At 70.0% G+C, this 16,727-nt stretch carries 13 protein-coding genes; 9 read left to right on the top strand and 4 right to left on the bottom strand.

Translation table 11 applies throughout. From position 1 onward, the window contains the following. Positions 1 to 13: 13 nt before the first annotated feature. Together AC0N04_RS01635 and AC0N04_RS01630 are read right to left on the bottom strand one after the other, a co-directional pair. A complete protein-coding gene (locus tag AC0N04_RS01635) occupies positions 14 to 847 on the bottom strand; it encodes a creatininase family protein (RefSeq protein WP_474277953.1) in 834 nt (277 codons plus the stop codon). Between the two features lie 157 nt (positions 848 to 1,004). Further along, complete coding sequence (locus AC0N04_RS01630) at positions 1,005 to 2,294, bottom strand: DEAD/DEAH box helicase (RefSeq protein WP_474277951.1); 1,290 nt, start codon at positions 2,292 to 2,294, stop codon at positions 1,005 to 1,007. A 167-nt stretch (positions 2,295 to 2,461) separates the two neighbouring features. Here AC0N04_RS01630 and AC0N04_RS01625 point away from each other — a divergent pair, with 167 nt between their 5' ends. The 4 genes from AC0N04_RS01625 to AC0N04_RS01610 all read left to right on the top strand — a co-directional run bounded on the left by AC0N04_RS01625 (position 2,462) and on the right by AC0N04_RS01610 (position 9,577). Next, positions 2,462 to 4,300, top strand: a complete 1,839-nt coding sequence (locus AC0N04_RS01625; RefSeq protein WP_474277949.1) for an NADH-ubiquinone oxidoreductase-F iron-sulfur binding region domain-containing protein — start codon at positions 2,462 to 2,464, stop codon at positions 4,298 to 4,300. Continuing rightward, the gene (gene fdhF / locus AC0N04_RS01620; protein ID WP_474277947.1) at positions 4,297 to 7,164 is read left to right on the top strand and encodes a formate dehydrogenase subunit alpha; all 2,868 of its coding nucleotides are present in this window, start codon (positions 4,297 to 4,299) and stop codon (positions 7,162 to 7,164) included. Before AC0N04_RS01625 ends, fdhF begins: the two co-directional genes overlap by 4 nt. A gap of 209 nt (positions 7,165 to 7,373) precedes the next feature. After that, on the top strand, positions 7,374 to 8,729 hold the full coding sequence (locus AC0N04_RS01615; protein ID WP_474277945.1) for an NnrS family protein: 1,356 nt from the start codon (positions 7,374 to 7,376) through the stop codon (positions 8,727 to 8,729). 83 nt (positions 8,730 to 8,812) lie between these two features. Further along, positions 8,813 to 9,577, top strand: coding sequence for an SDR family oxidoreductase (locus AC0N04_RS01610; protein WP_474277943.1), 765 nt, complete (start codon positions 8,813 to 8,815; stop codon positions 9,575 to 9,577). A 9-nt stretch (positions 9,578 to 9,586) separates the two neighbouring features. Here the strand turns inward: AC0N04_RS01610 and AC0N04_RS01605 are convergent, their stop codons facing one another. Both AC0N04_RS01605 and AC0N04_RS01600 read right to left on the bottom strand, forming a co-directional pair. Continuing rightward, a complete protein-coding gene (locus tag AC0N04_RS01605; RefSeq protein ID WP_474277941.1) occupies positions 9,587 to 11,005 on the bottom strand; it encodes a sensor histidine kinase in 1,419 nt (472 codons plus the stop codon). Positions 11,006 to 11,118: 113 nt separating this feature from the next. Further along, entirely contained in the window at positions 11,119 to 11,406 is a 288-nt protein-coding gene (locus AC0N04_RS01600; protein ID WP_474277939.1) for a YciI family protein, read from the bottom strand. 154 nt (positions 11,407 to 11,560) lie between these two features. Here AC0N04_RS01600 and AC0N04_RS01595 point away from each other — a divergent pair, with 154 nt between their 5' ends. The 5 genes from AC0N04_RS01595 to AC0N04_RS01575 are packed head-to-tail and all read left to right on the top strand — an operon-like array spanning position 11,561 to position 16,724. Then, entirely contained in the window at positions 11,561 to 14,488 is a 2,928-nt protein-coding gene (locus AC0N04_RS01595; protein WP_474277937.1) for a type VI secretion system Vgr family protein, read from the top strand. A 7-nt stretch (positions 14,489 to 14,495) separates the two neighbouring features. Further along, positions 14,496 to 15,347 (top strand): DUF4123 domain-containing protein, encoded by an 852-nt coding sequence (locus AC0N04_RS01590; RefSeq protein ID WP_474277935.1) that lies wholly within the window; start codon positions 14,496 to 14,498, stop codon positions 15,345 to 15,347. Further along, complete coding sequence (locus AC0N04_RS01585; RefSeq protein ID WP_474277933.1) at positions 15,340 to 15,702, top strand: hypothetical protein; 363 nt, start codon at positions 15,340 to 15,342, stop codon at positions 15,700 to 15,702. Before AC0N04_RS01590 ends, AC0N04_RS01585 begins: the two co-directional genes overlap by 8 nt. After that, positions 15,699 to 16,163 (top strand): DUF3304 domain-containing protein, encoded by a 465-nt coding sequence (locus AC0N04_RS01580; RefSeq protein ID WP_474277931.1) that lies wholly within the window; start codon positions 15,699 to 15,701, stop codon positions 16,161 to 16,163. The genes AC0N04_RS01585 and AC0N04_RS01580 overlap by 4 nt, the downstream gene beginning before the upstream one ends. 9 nt (positions 16,164 to 16,172) lie before the next feature. Further along, positions 16,173 to 16,724, top strand: coding sequence for a DUF3304 domain-containing protein (locus tag AC0N04_RS01575; protein WP_474277929.1), 552 nt, complete (start codon positions 16,173 to 16,175; stop codon positions 16,722 to 16,724). The last annotated feature ends 3 nt before the right edge of the window (positions 16,725 to 16,727 follow it).

The raw sequence follows: 16,727 nt of genomic DNA, 5'->3' as shown, positions 1-16,727 counted from the left end.
ACGGGACGACGCGTCAGCGGGCAGCGACCTGCCGGCGAATTTCCGCGACGCTAGTGTCAACGATCATCTTCACGCCGAGTTGACCCAGTTCAACGCTGGCCGCGCGCGGGTCGCCGTAGACCCCTTCGCCCGGCCCGGGCTTGGCGCCGTGGCCGAGCAGTCCGGTGCGCACCAGTGCCGGGTCCACCGCCATCGCGAGCGAGGTGTCGGCCAGGCCGGCATGGGTGCCGATCTCGGCCTCGCTGTGGCCGCGTTGCTTCAGCGCGGCCACGTAGGCCGTCTGGGTGATGCGGTAGTAGGCCGTCAGCGCGTGCACCCGGCACGACGGATCGGCCGCCCATTCGCGGTTCAGCTTGGCGGCCACGCGCTCCTCGCTCTTCTGGTAGCCGCCGTGGTCGCCCAGGAAGAACACGTCCCGCAGCCCGTGCTGCTTGAAGCTGCGCGCGGTGGCCTCCAGCAGACCTTCGAACACCGGCTCGGGAATCGAGATCGTGCCGCTGAAGCGCATGTGCGCGGCCGGCGGGTGGATGCTGCCTTCGGGCACGTACGCGATCACCGGGGCCACCACCGCATTGCCCAGGCGGCTGGCGATCTCGCCCGCCAGCACATGGGCGCGCACGTTGTGCTTGCCCAGCACCATCTGGGGGCCGTTCTGCTCGGTGCCGCCGATCGGCACCAGCACCGTGGTGCTGCCGGCGGCGATGCGCGCGCGCAACTCGGGCGAGGTCATCGCCTCCAGGTAGGGCGTGGCGGGCTGGGCCTGGACGGCCGCGGCGCAGAGCAGGGCCAGCGCCAGCGCCAGCGAGGCTGCGGAGCGGCGCGCCCCGCGGAAAGCAATCTGGGACATGTCGGATTCGGATCGGATCAGTCCGACATCCTACCGGGCCGTCGTAAAGCGACGCGGGAGGCGCCGCTGCTCGGCGCGGCGGCCGGCCGACGCGCGGCCCGGCGTCGGGTGACTCGGCCAGCGCACCGCCGCTCGTGGCGGTGCGCCGTGGCGCCGGTCAGTGTGCCGGCGTCGGCTTGGCCCGGGGCCGTGAGACGGTCGCGGCCTCGCGCAGTTTGTCCTTCTTGCTCTTGCGCCGGCCCTTGACGCCGCCGTTCGGATCCAGTCCGGTGCCGGGTCCGGCCGCCGGCAGATCGGCCGGACCTGGGGTGGCCGGCTCGAAGCCCGCCACCGTCTCGCGCGGCACGCGCAGGCCCTGGCGCTTTTCGATCAGGCGGAAATGGGCTTCGGCCGAGGGGATGATGAAGCTGATCGCGTCGCCCTGGCCGCCGGCCCGGCCGGTGCGGCCGATGCGGTGGATGAAGTCGTCCGCCGAGCGCGGCAGATCGTAGTTGACGACCATCGGCAGGGCCTCGATGTGCAGGCCGCGGGCGGCCATGTCGGTGGCCACCAGCACCTGCAGCTGTCGTTGCTTGAAGGCGTCCAGCACGGCGCTGCGGGCGCCCTGGCTCAGCTCGCCATGAAAGGCGCCGGCGGCGATGCCGGCGCGACCCAGCTTGTCGGCCACCAGCTCGGTGGCGTACTTCGTGGCGACGAACACCAGCACCCGGTCGTCGCCCGCCCCCTGCACCAGCTGGCGCAGCAGCTGGGTACGGCGATCGGCGTCGACCGCGATCGCGCGCTGGCGGATGTCGGGCCGGGCGGCGGCGGCGCCGGTGAGGGTTATCCGTTCCGGGTCCGTCAGCAGCACCTCCGCCAAGGCCTTGACCGGCGGTGCGAACGTGGCCGAGCACAGCACGTTCTGGCGGCGGCTGGGCAGCAGCGCCAGCACCTCGGCCAGTTCGTCGGCAAAGCCCAGGTCCAGCAGCCGGTCGGCCTCGTCGAGCACCAGCATGGCGACCTGGCGCAGCGTCAGGGCGTTGTGTCGCACCAGGTCCAGCAAGCGTCCCGGCGTGGCCACGACGATGTCGGCGCCGCCGCGCAAGCCCATCATCTGCGGGTTGATCGAGACGCCGCCGAACACCACCGCGATCTTGGCCAGGCCGGGCAACTCATGGGCGAGTTCGCGCAGCGTCTCGCCCACCTGCAGCGCGAGTTCGCGCGTCGGCACCAGCACCAGGCCGCGGACCGGCCGCGGCGCCGCCGGCGTGCCGCCCAGCCATTGCTGCAGCAGCGGCAACGCGAACGCGGCGGTCTTGCCCGAGCCGGTGCGGGCCTGCATCAACACGTCGCGGCCGGCGAGCAGGGCCGGAATCGCCGCGGCCTGCACGGCGGTCGGCTGGCGGTGGCCTCGCTGGGCGAAGGCATGGGCCAGTGCGGGGGCGAGACCCAGGGAGGCGAACGGCATGGTGTGGGCGAAGAGCAGCGGCGCCGCAGTGTAGCCCCGGCCGCTGCCAGGCTGGGGTTTACGATTTATGCAGCGATCGACATATGCCGTTGGCGAACCACTGCCTATTGAAGGGGGGGCAGGCCCTCAGTACAGTGGCCTCTGGCCCCCAGCTCCAAAGAGACCCCATGACCGACACCGACGCCTGCGCCGACAAGCGCCCCGACCTGGCCGTGCCGGAGGCGGTGGTGAGCCTGGAGCCGCTGCGCGATCGCCTGCGGCGCAAGAGCCGGCTGAAAGGCCGCCAGCCCGATGATGCGGCGATGGCCGAGGTGCGGAGCCTGGTCGGCCCCGGCCCGCACCGGCGAGACCGGCTGATCGAGCTGCTGCATCGCCTGAATGACCGGCACGGCGCGCTGTTCGAGCGCCACCTGGTGGCGCTGGCCGCGCAGATGCGGCTGAGCATCGCCGAGGTCGCCGAAGTCGCGAGCTTCTACCACCACTTTCAGATCCTGCCGGATGGCGTGGCGGCGCCCGCGCAGGTCGTGCGGGTGTGCCAGAGCCCGTCGTGCGCGATGGCGGGCTCGGCCGGGTTGATGGCCTCGCTGGCGGCGGCGGTGGGCCCGGGGGTGGAGGTCGTTGCCGCTCCCTGCGTCGGCCGCTGCGAGCAGGCGCCGGTGGCCGTGGTCGGCCAGCGGCCGGTGATCGGCGCTACGCCGGCTGCGGTGTTGAGGCACCTGGCGGCGAGCGAGGTCTGCCATCCGGCCAGCGAGGGCGGGGCGGTGTTCGACCCCGGCGCGATGGCACCCTGCGAGATCACGACCGGCGCCGAAGATCTCGCCCCGGTCTGCGTCAAATACGCCGATTACCGCCGCGCGGGCGGCTACCAGCTGGCGGCCGAACTGGTCAACGGCGAGCGGGACGCCGAAGAAGTGCTCCAGGCCCTCGAAGGCGCCGGCTTGCGTGGCCTGGGCGGCGCCGGCTTTCCGGCCGGCCGCAAGTGGCGCATCGTGCGCGGCTTCGCGGCGCCGCGGATCATGGCCGTCAACCTCGACGAGGGCGAACCCGGTACCTTCAAGGACCGCAGCTTTCTCGAGCGCGACCCGCACCGGTTTCTCGAAGGGGTGCTGGTGGCGGCCCAGGTGGTGGGCATCGCCCAGGTCTTCATCTACCTGCGCGACGAATACCACGGCGCTCGCGCGCTGCTCGAAGCCGAGCTGGCCGCCTTGCTGGCCGACCCGCCGTGCCCGCTGCCGGCGATTGAGCTGCGGCGCGGCGCCGGCGCCTACATCTGCGGCGAAGAGTCGGCCATGCTGGAGAGCTTGGAGGGCAAGCGCGGCGAACCGCGGCTGCGCCCGCCGTACATCGCCGAGGTGGGCCTGTTCGGCCGGCCGACGCTGGAGCACAACTTCGAGACCTTGTATTGGGTGCGCGACATCGTGTCGCGCGGCCCGGCCTGGTTCGGCGGCTTCGGGCGCCACGGCCGCAAGGGGCTGCGCTCGTTCAGCGTCAGCGGGCGCGTGCGGCGTCCCGGGGTCAAGCTGGCACCTGCCGGCATCACGCTGCGCGAACTGGTGGACGAGTTCTGCGGCGGCATGGCCGAGGGACATGCGCTGTACGGCTACCTGCCGGGCGGTGCCTCGGGCGGGCTGCTGCCGGCGTCGCTGGCCGATCTGCCGCTGGACTTCGACACCCTGCAACCGTACGGCTGCTTCATCGGCTCGGCCGCCGTCGTGGTGTTCAGCCAGGCCGACCGGGCGCGCGACGTGGCGCTCAACGCGATGCAGTTCTTCGCCGACGAAAGCTGCGGCCAGTGCACGCCCTGCCGGGTCGGCACCGACAAGGCGGCGCGGCTGATGGCCCAGCCTGACTGGGACCACGCGACGCTGGACGATCTGGCCCAGGTGATGGGCGATGCGTCCATCTGCGGCTTGGGCCAGGCGGCGCCCAACCCGATCCGCTGCGTGCAGCGCTACTTTCCACACGAGGTCGGCCTGGCCGACCCGAACCCAGGAGCTTCGGCATGAACGCCCCGGACGCGATGCAGCGCATGATCTCGTTCGTGCTGGACGGCCAGCCCTGCGAGGCCCGCGAGGGCGAGACGATCCTGAAGGCCGCCGAGCGCCACGGCGTCGACATTCCCCGCCTGTGCTACAGCGACGGCCTGCGGCCCGATGGCAACTGCCGCGCCTGCGTGGTCGAGGTCAAGGGCGAGCGCGTGCTGGCGCCGTCGTGCTGCCGCGTCGTCCAGCCCGGCATGGAGGTCGGTGCCCGCAGCGAGCGGGCTCGCAAGAGCCAGGCAATGGTGCTGGAAATGCTGCTGGCCGACCTGCCCGCCGAGGGCCAGCAATGGGTTGACGGCGATGCCAGCCGCTCGCACGGCGAGTTGAGCGACTGGGCCGCCCGGCTCGGCGTGGCGCCGCGTGCCTCGCTCACGGCGCTGGCGCGGTCGCAACCGGCCGCGGACCTGAGCCACCCGGCGATGGCGGTGAACCTCAGCGCCTGCATCCAGTGCACCCGCTGCGTGCGAGCGTGCCGCGAGACCCAGATGAACGACGTCATCGGCGTGCTGCACCGCGGCGCGCACGCCACGATCGCGTTCGACCTGGGCGACGCGATGGGCGACAGCTCCTGCGTCGCCTGCGGCGAGTGCGTGCAGGCCTGCCCGACCGGCGCGCTCAGCCCCAAGACCTTGATCGGCGACCGACGCGTGGACAGGAAGGTCGAGTCGGTCTGTCCCTACTGCGGCGTGGGCTGCCTGCTGACCTACCACGTCAAGGACAACCAGATCGTCGCGGTCGAGGGCCGCGATGGCCCCGCCAACGGCGGGCGCCTGTGCGTCAAGGGCCGCTTCGGATTCGACTATGTGCACCATCGCCAGCGGCTCACCCGGCCGCTGATTCGCCGGCCCGGCGTGGCCAAGGAGCCGGGCCGAACCTACGCGCAGACCGAGTGGAACGAGGTCTTCCGCGAGGCCAGCTGGGACGAGGCCCTGTCGCTGGCGGCCGGCGGGCTGAAGGCCTTGCGCGACGCGCACGGCCACAAGGCCCTGGCGGGCTTTGGCTCGGCCAAGGGAAGCAACGAAGAGGCCTACCTGTTCCAGAAGCTGGTGCGCACCGGCTTTGGCAGCAATAACGTCGACCATTGCACCCGGCTGTGCCATGCGTCCAGCGTGGCGGCACTGCTCGAAGGCGTCGGGTCGGGCGCGGTCAGCAATCCGGTCAAGGACGTGGCGCAGGCCGAGCTGATCATCGTCATTGGCTCCAACCCGACCGCCAACCACCCGGTGGCCGCGACCTGGATGAAGAACGCGGCCGCCGCGGGCACCAAGATCGTGATGCTGGACCCGCGCCGCACCGACCTGGCGCGACACGCCTGGCGCACGCTGCAGTTCAAGCCGGACACCGACGTGGCGCTGCTCAACGCGATGATCCACACCGTGATCGACGAGGGCCTGGTCGACCAGGACTTCCTGCACCAGCGGGCCAGCAACTTCGACGCCCTGCGGGCCAATGTGCAGGCCTTCAGCCCGGAGGCCATGGCGCCGGTGTGCGGCGTGCCCGCCGAGTCGATCCGCGAGGTGGCGCGGGCCTATGCCACCGCCAAGGCCTCGATGATCCTGTGGGGCATGGGCGTCAGCCAGCATGTGCATGGCACCGACAACGCGCGCTGCCTGATCGCATTGGCCAGCGTCACCGGCCAGATCGGCAAGCCCGGTTCCGGCCTGCACCCGTTGCGGGGCCAGAACAATGTGCAGGGCGCCAGCGACGCGGGTCTGATTCCGATGATGTTCCCCAACTACCAGCGGGTGAACGACGCCGAGGTGCACCGCTGGTTCGAGGCCTTCTGGGGCATGCCGCTGGACGATCAGCCCGGCTACACCGTGGTCGAGATCCTGCACAAGGCGAAGGCGCCCGACAGCGATCCGCACAAGATCCGCGGCATGTACGTGATGGGCGAGAACCCGGCGATGAGCGACCCGGACCTGAACCACGCCCGCGAGGGGCTGGCCAGCCTGAGCCACCTGGTGGTGCAGGACCTGTTCCTGACCGAGACAGCGTGGCTGGCCGACGTGGTGCTGCCGGCCAGCGGCTGGCCCGAGAAGACCGGCACCGTCACCAACACCGACCGCATGGTGCAGATGGGACGGCGTGCGCTGGATGCCCCGGGCGATGCCCGGCAGGACCTGTGGATCATCCAGCAGATCGCCCTGCGCATGGGCCTGGACTGGCGGTATGGCGGCCCCGAGTCCGGTGTCGCCGCGGTCTACGAGGAAATGCGCCAGGCGATGCACGGCGTGATCGCCGGCGTGTCGTGGGAGCGTCTGGAGCGCGAGCACAGCGTGACCTATCCCTGCCCCAGTGAAACCGATCCCGGCCATCCGATCGTCTTCACCGAGCACTTCGACACCCCGGACGGGCGCGTGCATCTGGTCCCGGCCGGCCTGATCCCGGCCAACGAACAGCCGGATGACGATTACCCCTTCGTGCTGATCACGGGCCGCCAGCTGGAGCATTGGCACACCGGCAGCATGACCCGGCGCTCCGAGGTGCTGGACGCGGTCGAGCCGCTGGCCACGGTCAGCCTGAACGGCGCCGATCTGGATCGCCTGGGCTTGGTGCCGGGCGATGCCCTCACCGTGGCCTCGCGGCGCGGCAGCGTCACGCTGCACGCCCGGCGCGACGACGGCACGCCGCCCGGTTCGGCGTTCATCCCGTTCGCCTACGCCGAGGCGGCGGCCAACCTGCTGACCAATCCGGCGCTGGACCCGTTCGGCAAGATCCCCGAGTTCAAGTTCTGCGCAGTGCGCTTGACCCCGGGGGGGCAGCCGGTGGCACCGGCGGGATACGGCACCGGCGCGGTGGCGGACGTCGCGGTCACGACACCCTGATCCGGCACGTCGCGTCGGGCGGCATGCAAGCCCGCATGGCTTGACTCGCATCAATTCCCGCGGTCACCGCTGCGGCTAAGGTGGCGGCCTTGCCGAGCCCGGCGCTCGTCCGGGTTGCGCCGGTGCGTCCTGGCGGGGTTCTCGCAGCAGACGGTTGCGCGGGGGCCAGGCATCCCACCCGACCTCTCGATGCCTCCAGGAGCTCTGCGATGATTCCCGTCCAACCCCAGGCCGCGGGCCTGCCGTCCGGCACCCTCGGCGGCCGCCGGCGCCCCCGTGCGCACGGCTGGCGCTTGGCCCACCTGATGGCGGCACCGCATCGGCTGGCGTTCAGTGCCGGTGCGGCGATGGCCAGCCTGACCCTCCTTTGGTGGGGGGCGGTGCTGCTGGCAAGCAGCCTGGGGCTGAGCTTGCCGTGGGAGGTGCGCCCCGCGACCGCGCATGCCGTGTTGCTGGGTTTCGGGGTGATGCCCTGCTTCGTCGCCGGACTGGCTTTCAGCGCCGGCCCGCGCTGGCTGGGGCAGCCGGCGGTGCCCGCGCGTTCGCTGGGCCTCCCGCTGGCGGGCATGCTGGCGGGCTGGACACTGGCGCTGGGGGGCTTTCATCTGTCGGCGCCGATGGCGGCGGCCGGCATGGCGCTGGCCGCCGGCGGGCTGGCGCTGATCGTCGGCCGATTCGCGCTGCTGCTGATCGGCAGCCGGGTGGCCGACCAGGACCACGCGCGCCTGGTGCTGCTTGGCATGGCCGGGGTGGCGCTGGCGCAGTGGGCCGCGGCCGTGGCTCTGGCACTCGGTGCCGACGGCGTGGTGCGGGCCGCGACGCACGCCGCGCTGTGGGGTGGCTTCGGCCTGGTTTTCGTCACGCTGACCCACCGCATGCTGCCGACCTTCACCGCCAGCGTGTTGCCGTCCCAGGCTGCCTGGCGTCCGCGGGTGCTGCTGGCCGTGCTGGCGGTGCTGATGGGACTGCAGGCGCCGTTCGAGGGACTCGAAGTGCTGCGCGGCGGCGCGCTGGCCGGTTGGCCGGCCATGCTGCGTGCCGGCCTGGAGTTGGCGGGCGGCCTGATGCTGTTCTGGCTGTCGCTGCGCTGGGGCCTGCGCCACAGTCTGCGCACCCGCGCTGCAGCGCGCGATCCGGCGGAGCAGGCCGTCACCGCCTCGCGCGGTTCGCTGCGCCTGCTGGCCATGCTGCACCTGGGCTTCGCGTGGCTCGCGGTGGCGTTCACGCTGGACGGCGTCTCGCATGCGCTGATGGCGTTTACCGAGGGTCAGCGCTCGCTGGGCCTGGCGCCGCTGCACGCCTTCACGATGGGTTTCCTGGGGAGCACCGTGCTGGCGCTGGCGACCCGCGTCGCGCTGGCCCAGGCGGGGCGACCGCTGGTCGCCGATCGCTGGACCTGGGTGATCGCGTGGGTGCTGCAGGCCGGCACCGCGCTGCGGGTGCTGGCGGCGCTGTACCCGGTGGCGGCGCTGCCGCTGACGCTGCTGGCGGTCCAGTTCTGGGTCGTGGCGGTGCTGACCTGGGCCGTGCGCTACGGCCGCGGATTCGGCCGGGCCTTGGGCTGAGCGCGACCGGCGCGGGCCGCGACCGGACTGTCCCGGCGTGGCAGACTGGCGGCCTCGTCCATTCGCCAACTCGCCGCGCCACCATGTCCGCTGCTCTCCCATCCCCTCGCATCGCCGTCGTCACCGGCGCCGCCCGCGGCATCGGCAAGGCATGCGCGCTGGCGCTGCTGGCCGATGGCTGGACGGTGGTGTTCAATGGCCGCAACGCCGCTTCGCTGGACGCCGCGATCGCCGAATCCCCCCACGCTGAGCGGGCCTGGGCGCGGCCCGCCGACGTGACGCGGGAGGACGAGGTCGCGGCGCTGTTCGACGACATCCGCGCCCGCCACGGCCGGCTCGATCTGCTGTTCAACAACGCCGGGGTGTTCACCGCCGGCGTGCCGCTGGACGAGTTGCCGCTGAACGCCTGGCAGGCGGCGGTGGACACCAATCTGACCGGTGCCTTCCTGTGCCTGCGCGAAGCCTTCCGCCTGATGAAGAGCCAGCAGCCGCGCGGCGGGCGCATCATCAACAACGGCTCGATCTCGGCCCATGCGCCGCGGCCGAATTCGGTGGCCTATACCGCGACCAAGCACGCCATGACCGGGCTCACGAAATCGGCTGCGCTCGACGGCCGGAACGTCGGCATCGCGGTCGGCCAGATCGACATCGGCAACGCGGCCACCGACATGACCTCGGCGATGGCGCAAGGCATGCCGCAGGCGGATGGCAGCATCAAGGCCGAAGCGCGGATGGAGGTGCGACATGTCGCCGATGCCGTGGTGCAGATGGCCCGCTTGCCGCTGGAGGCCAACGTGCTGTTCATGACCGTGATGGCCACCGCCATGCCTTTCGTCGGACGGGGCTGACGGACCGGGTCACGACGGATCGGCGTCTCGGCTCGGCAGCGTGAACGAGAAACAGGCGCCCTCGCCGGGCCGACCCTCGGCCCAGACGCGTCCGCCCAGGCGCTCCACCGCGCGCCGGACGATGCTCAGCCCCACGCCGTGGCCGGCATAGCGGGTGTCGTGCAGGCGCAGGAAGGGCTCGAACAACTGCTGAGCGGCGGCGTCGTCGAAACCGGTGCCGTTGTCGCGGACCTCGATCACCCAGTCGCCGTCGGCACGGTGGGCGGCGATGTCGACCCGCGGCGCCGGGCGCAGCTGGCTGAACTTGAAGGCATTGCCGATCAGGTTCATCAGCACCGGCCGCAACAGGCTGGCGTCGGTGACCACGGTGGGCAGGGACTGCAGCGAGACCTCGGGCCGGGGCGTTGTCCGGCGCAGCAGCAGGTCATCGATCACATCGCGGGCCAGCGCGTCGAGCGAGACCGGCGCGAGCCGCAACTGGGCTTCGCCCACGCGGGCCAGTTCGAGCAGCGACGCCACCAGTTCGCGCGAGGTGTGGGCCTGTTTCTCGATCGCGTCGAGCATCCCGAGGACGGCGGCGGCATCGCCCTCGGCCAGCACGTCCTTGGCCAAGGACGCCATGCCTTCGATGCCGCCCAGCGGGCCGCTCAGGTCATGGGAGACGCTGCGGTTGAAGCCTTCCAGGCCCGTCACCATGTTGCGCAGGTCGGCCGTGCGCTCGGCGATGCGGGCTTCGAGCGTGGCGTTGAACTCGCTCAGATGCGATTCGGCTTCGCGGCGGCGCAGCACCTCGGCCTCCAGGGCACGATGGCGGCGGCGCAGGCTCACGGGCAGCAGCATCAGGTAGAAGGCGACCACCGGCAGCACGGCCAAGGGCCGCAACTCGGCGGGGTCGGCGCCCTTCAAGGCGATCATCAGGCTCGCCGACGGCAACAGCAGCAGGCTCACCGCGATCACGCCATGTCCCGCCCCCGGTTCGCGCCGGCGCGCACGCCAGGCCATGACCGCCAGACCGACGAACACGAAGGTCAGCGCCAGATTGCTCCACAGGCGGCCCAGCGGCTGATGGCCCAGGCTCAACAGCACCAGCACGAGGTTCGGCAGCAGCAGCAAGGGCAGCAGCGGCCGGCGCCACGAGGGACGCTCGCCCAGATAGCGCGCCAGGCTGACGGCCATCAACATCACCAGCCCTTCTAGCAGCAGCTGAAAGCCGGGTGGCGGCCCGAAGCCCTGCGGGTTGGGGCGGTTGATCCCGATCGCATCGGCCAGGTAGAAGGCACCCAGCAGCAGCACCGACAGGCCCAGTCCGGCAAGACCTTGTTCGCGATCTCGCCACCACACCACCAGATAGACCAGGCCCAGCAGCGCGAAGATGAAGGCGGACAGTCCGGTGGTGGTGAGCAGCAGAGGAAGAAGCGTTGCGATCATGAGCCTGAGGGGCGGGCCCGCGGGGTTCGGGCCGCGGCGCGCGGAAGACGGAAACGGTGCTGCTAGGGCGGATTGTCGCACCCGCCATCAACGTCGCCGCCGACGCGTCGCGATCAGGCCAGCCAGCGCGCCAGTTCCGGCACCGCCTGAGCAACGTCGAACTCGATCACCTCGAACGCGGCCACGCCGGCGCTGAAATAGGGATCGCGCTGGATGAAGGCATCGGCCGCGGCGCGGTCCGTGGCCCGCAGCAGGATCACGCCGCCGGTGGCGGGCCGCTTGCGACCGGTCATCAGAATCTGTGCGGCCTCGGGCGCATCGCGCAGGTAGGCGCGGTGGGCAACCAGCACCTGCTGCACGGCCGCCAGCGGTTGGGTGTAGGTGATCAGGATCAGGAACATTGCGGGGCTTTGGCAACAAGGCGGGCCGCGATTGTGCCGAATTCGGCAGCGGCATGGACCGCCGGTTTCGACGCCGGGTCGTGTGAATCCGGTTTGCTACCATCCGCGCAAAAGGGGGACTTGCCCGGCAAGAGCCCCCAGGGAGAGGAAAACAATGACGAACGGTCTCTTGCAAGAGAGGGCGCCGCTGTGGCGCGGCGACACGCGGCTGCACGAACTTCAGGGCAGTGGTGCGCTGGCGGGCCTGTGGGTCGAGGCCTGGAGCCAGCGAGAGGCGCTGAACCAGCCGACCGAACTGCACCTGAGCGCGCTGAGCCTGGACGCCGGGCTCGACACCGCGCTGATGCTCGGCGAGCGCGCGACCTTGCTCACCCGATTGGCCGACGGCCGTCAGGCGGCGCGCAGCGGCATCGTGATGCAGGCCTCGTCCGAAGAATCCGACGGTGGCCTGGCCCGCTACCGCCTGGTGGTCGGCTCGTGGTTCGGCCTGCTGGCGCACACCCGGCGCAGCCAGGTGTTTCAGGACAAACGCCTGATCGACATCGTCGAAGCCGTGTTCGGCGACTACCGCGAGCACGCCGCCTGGGTGTGGTCGCCCTGCGTCCGTGCCCACCTGGCGCAAAGCCCCCGCGGCGCCGACGCACGGCGCGACTACGCGGTGCAATACCGAGAAACCGATCTGGCGTTCGTGTCGCGCCTGCTGGCCGACGAAGGCCTGAACTACCGCTTCGAGCCCGACGAGGCCGCCCCGCTGGGCCACCGGCTGGTGATCTTTGCCGACAGCACGCTGCAGAGCAGTTGCCCCGAAGATGCGGTCAGTGCGGCCGATGACGGTGTCCGGTACCACCGCGCGGCCGCCGTTGAAGTGCAGGACGCGATCCAGGCTTTCGGCAGCGAGCGGCAGTGGCTGGCGGCGGAGGTGGCCGTGCTGAGCTGGGATGCGCAAGCCAGGCGGGCGGTCGCCGCCGCGGTACCCACGGTCGCCGACTTCGGCGACTCCGGGGCACCGCGCCTGCAGGCCTACGACGCGGTGGGCGTCGACACCTTCCATGCCGCCGCCGGCGCCCGCCGCGCCGCCGAGCTCTGGATGCAAGGCCTGGAGGCGCGTCACAAACGTTGGCTGGGCCGGGGCACGGTGCGCAGCTTCACGGCCGGCCAACGCTTCGCTCTCACGCAGAGTGTGCTCGACGATCGAAGCCTGCTTGGCGGGCCGTTGGACGTGGCCACCGCAGCCACGCTGGCCGGCCATGCCCAGTTCCTGCTCACCGAGGTCATCCACGCCGGCATCAACAACCTGCCCAAGGACGCCAGCGCCAAGATCGCGCAAAGCCTGGGCGACAGCGGCCCCGACCTGCTGCCCGACTGGGTCGAGCCCGCGGTGCGCCAGCAAGCCGCCCAGACCGGCTATGCCAACGCCTTCCAGGCCAGCCGCGTGGCCGTGCCCTGGCGGCCGCTGCAGGCCGGCCTCGCCGAAGCGCAGATCCATGGCAGGCCGACGGCTCCCGGCGCGCTCACCGCGACGGTGGTGGGCCCGGATGGTCGGTCGTGGGCCCGCGGTGCCGACGAGATCCACACCGACACGCTGGGCCGCATCCGAATCCAGTTCGACTTTCAGCACAGCGCTGCGGCCAGCACGGGCGCGGGCCGCAGCAGCGCCTGGGTGCGCGTGGCTCAGGCGATGGCCGGCGGTGGCATGGGGCTTCAATTCATCCCGCGCATCGGCCAGGAAGTGCTGGTGCAATTCCTGGGCGGCGACATCGACTGTCCCGTCGTCGTCGGCAGCCTGTACAACGGTCAGGGAGAAGGCGGCGTGCCGGCCACGCCGGGCGGTCAGGCCGCAGACGCCGACCTCAGCGTCTTCGCCCACAGCAGCGACCACCGCCCCAGCGCCCAAGGCAACCTGGCCGCAGGCAACGGCCCAGCCTGGCACGGCGCGGCCCCTGGCTCGGCCACGACGGGCAGCAACGGCCAGAACAACGCCGCCGCGCTCAGCGGCTTCAAGAGCAAGGAGTTCGGCGGGGAGGGCTACAACCAGCTCGTGTTCGACGACAGCACCGGCCAACTGCGCACCCAACTCGCCACCACCCGGCACGCCACCCAGCTCAACCTCGGGCACCTGATCCACCAGGCCGACAACCACCGTGGCAGCTTTCGTGGCCTGGGCTGGGAACTCCGCACCGATGCCTACGGTGCCGTGCGCGGCGGCAGCGGACTGCTCATCAGCAGCTATGGCGCCCAGCCCGGCGATCCGGCGGGCGACAACACGGCCGGTATCGCGCTGGCCAGACAACTCGGCACCTTGGGCCAGGTCCTCGACCAGGCGGCCAGCATCCACCAGACGGTGCGACTCGCCGGCCAGATCGGCAGCACCCAGACCGGCCGCAGCCAGGCCAGCGACCAGGCCGCCCCGTTCAAGGCCTTGCTGAGCCAGGTCAGCGGCATGGTCAGCCGGGACGATCCCGAGCAGGCCCTGGCCGATGCCGCCAGCGGCAACACCCTGCCTGCAGACGACAAGCTGCCCCACAGCGCCGGCGCCATCTTGGCCATCACCGCCAAGGCCGGTCTGATCCAGACCGCAGGCCAGGACATCCAGTTCAGCGCCGGCGACACGCTCACCTGGGCCAGCGGCCAGGACACCGAACAGGCCAGCGGCGGTGCGATGCGCATCCACGCCGGCCAGGCCATCGGCATGCTGGGCGGCGCGATCCAGCCCGGCGCCGAAGCCTCAGGCACGGGACTGAGCCTCATCACCGCCCAGGGCCCCATCACCTACCAGGCCCAGGCCGGGGCCATGCAGGTGGCAGCCAAAGGCCAGGTGACCGTGCAAAGCGCCAACGGCAAGATCGATGGCGCCAGCGCGAGGAAGATCGTCATCCGCACCGCCGGCGGGGCCAGCCTGACGATGGCCAGCGGCAACATCACGTTCGAGTGCCCGGGGACGCTGACGGTCAAGGCGAGCGCGAAGGCGTTCGAGGGGCCGGGGCAGGTGCGTTACGCGATGCCTGTGCTGCCTCGCCAGGTTTGTCTGTCCTGCCTGTTGAACGCTGCGATGCAGGCGGCCCCGTTTGCGAAACGTGCATGAGCCCGCCATGAGGTCTTTGCAGAGCCTGGGGTCACCGGCATTTGGAGCGCTGAGGGACGGTGCGGGCCTTTACGCCCTGGTGGATGGAGCACAGGTCCATCGCCTTGGTACACGGCTGTCCATCGGCAGGCACGTGCTGAGTCATCGCCCGCTGTTTGGGCGCCCGCTCGGGGACGAACTGTCCGACGCGACGCCGCATCTCCTGGGCCTGTCGCAGCCGGAATCTGTGGGGAAACTGCTTCAAATGTGGGGCGATGCGCTTGAATCGCCTGGAGCGGTGACTGCCCTGGTTTCCGAATTGGATCCGGGTACGTTGGCGACCCGGCTGATGGCGCGACTGGATGTGCGTCTTCCAGACCGATTCGAAGCGGTCAACCGCTACTACGATGGCCGTATCACGCCTCATTTGCACGCTGCCCTGCATCCCGAACAGCGCGAGGTGTTTTTCTCGGTGGCCGAACAGTGGTGGGTGATTGCTCCTACGTTTCAATGGCTGAGTCTGACATGCCGGTTTACGGCGACAGATGGGTTTGTGGCGCCACTGGAACTCGACGACGCACAGCAGGCGACGATGATCGATGCCTGCTATCCCTATGCGGTCATCGAGCACTTTGCCAAAACTGACGAAGAGTTGCTGGACACGGTGCCAGCCGCCGAGCGATACGACCATTTCCGACAGGCGTTGAAAATCGCCGCGCAGTTCGGCATCGACGGTGGCGCCACGGCCATCTTGTTTTGCACGCTGACGCTGACGCGCGGCCCCGATTTCTATCTGCAACCAGCTTGGCAAGCCGACTTGGAGCGCGTCAAGCGCGGAGAAATCAGCCTGCAGCAAGCGGTGAAGCGTCATCATGACTGAACCCACCGGCCGGTCCGGCCACAGCGACATTGCGCGGATGGCCGGTTTCGTTCTCGCACTGGCGGGCTCGCTGGGCCTGTCCGCAACCGTCGCCACGGCGCTGGGGGATGTCTTGTTGAACGTGCTTCCGTGCCGCTGGTTTGGCACGTCCTCCGAGGGTGCCTGTGGCTATGGCGCGCTGTGGTTCACGCTCATCACCATGGGTGCTCTTGCCCTTGGCATGACCATCGGGATGATGTTTTTGTATGTTCAATGGCGACGCAGGGCGAAGGGGACGGACCCGGATCGACAAGCGGATGCCGCACAGCGTTTCAAGCCAACATCTTCTGTCAGGCCACGGAGATATCGCCGATGATCGACAACATGAAGCGCACGCTGTTGCAGGCTCTGGGATTCGGCGCATTGACCGGGTGCGCGAATGCGCAGGACACCCGCCGATCGGTCAGCACGGTCAAGTTCAACTACACCGATCGATACATTGGGGATGTGCTGGTTGACGGTACCTGGACAGGTGGTGTTGATGCGTACAGTGGGGGGAGCAAACTGGCTCTGGGACTGTTGGCGCCATCAGATCCAAATCGCAGGGTTGTCTTGAAAGTTAAATGGCATTTATCCGGTCGTTACGACATTGCCAAGGACGAATACACGAGGGAGCCCGCCGAACAACGGGAAGCCGAGGTGCCGGTGGCGTGGCCCTATCCGCCCAACCCGGACTATCTCGTCCTGCACTTCTATCCGGATGGGCATGTGGAGGCGGAATTGGAAGCCGACCGGCCCAAGCGCCGCATTCCGCCGCCGCCGGGCTACCACCGTTGAGGGGATGTCATGGCCAACATCAACCAGGACCCTACCTACGTTGCCCACCAAACCGACCCTTGCGTAGGCCTGCTCTGTCAGGCCACGGAGACATCGCCGATGATCGACAACATGAAGCGCACGCTGTTGCAGGCTCTGGGATTCGGCGCGTTGACCGGGTGCGCGAATGCGCAACGCAGCAGTCGGTCAGTGACAACAATTTCGTTCAATTATTCGGATCGCTACATGGGCGACATTGCTGTTGATGGTGTTTGGACCGGAGGCGCGGACGCCTATGGCGAGGGAGGCGGTGCGCAAGGATTGTTGGCCCCTGCTGATCCCAAGCGAATGGTGGTTTTAAAAGTCAAATGGCACTTATCCGGTCGCTACGACATTGCCAAGGACGAATACACGAGAGAGCCCGCCGAACAGCGGGAAGCCGAGGTGCCGGTGGCATGGCCCTATCCGCCCAACCCGGACTATCTCGTCCTGCACTTCTATCCGGATGGGCATGTGGAGGCGGAATTGGAAGCCGACCGGCCCAAGCGCCGCATTCCTCCGCCGCCGGGCTACCACCGTTGAGGG

It is taken from the genome of Ideonella sp. sgz306126, assembly GCF_056032705.1.
Note: the sequence above shows the minus strand (reverse complement) of the source record. Positions and strands in the feature narration are given on the sequence as shown.

Bases quoted from the DNA above. Each gene is read 5' to 3' on its own strand.
- AC0N04_RS01615 (WP_474277945.1), top strand. From the start codon at position 7,374: ATGATTCCCGTCCAACCCCAGGCCGCGGGCCTGCCGTCCGGCACCCTC.
- AC0N04_RS01600 (WP_474277939.1), bottom strand. From the start codon at position 11,406: ATGTTCCTGATCCTGATCACCTACACCCAACCGCTGGCGGCCGTGCAG.
- AC0N04_RS01590 (WP_474277935.1), top strand. From the start codon at position 14,496: ATGAGGTCTTTGCAGAGCCTGGGGTCACCGGCATTTGGAGCGCTGAGG.
- AC0N04_RS01610 (WP_474277943.1), top strand. From the start codon at position 8,813: ATGTCCGCTGCTCTCCCATCCCCTCGCATCGCCGTCGTCACCGGCGCC.
- AC0N04_RS01630 (WP_474277951.1), bottom strand. From the start codon at position 2,294: ATGCCGTTCGCCTCCCTGGGTCTCGCCCCCGCACTGGCCCATGCCTTC.
- AC0N04_RS01595 (WP_474277937.1), top strand. From the start codon at position 11,561: ATGACGAACGGTCTCTTGCAAGAGAGGGCGCCGCTGTGGCGCGGCGAC.
- AC0N04_RS01625 (WP_474277949.1), top strand. From the start codon at position 2,462: ATGACCGACACCGACGCCTGCGCCGACAAGCGCCCCGACCTGGCCGTG.
- AC0N04_RS01605 (WP_474277941.1), bottom strand. From the start codon at position 11,005: ATGATCGCAACGCTTCTTCCTCTGCTGCTCACCACCACCGGACTGTCC.
- AC0N04_RS01580 (WP_474277931.1), top strand. From the start codon at position 15,699: ATGATCGACAACATGAAGCGCACGCTGTTGCAGGCTCTGGGATTCGGC.
- AC0N04_RS01575 (WP_474277929.1), top strand. From the start codon at position 16,173: ATGGCCAACATCAACCAGGACCCTACCTACGTTGCCCACCAAACCGAC.
- fdhF (WP_474277947.1), top strand. From the start codon at position 4,297: ATGAACGCCCCGGACGCGATGCAGCGCATGATCTCGTTCGTGCTGGAC.
- AC0N04_RS01635 (WP_474277953.1), bottom strand. From the start codon at position 847: ATGTCCCAGATTGCTTTCCGCGGGGCGCGCCGCTCCGCAGCCTCGCTG.
- AC0N04_RS01585 (WP_474277933.1), top strand. From the start codon at position 15,340: ATGACTGAACCCACCGGCCGGTCCGGCCACAGCGACATTGCGCGGATG.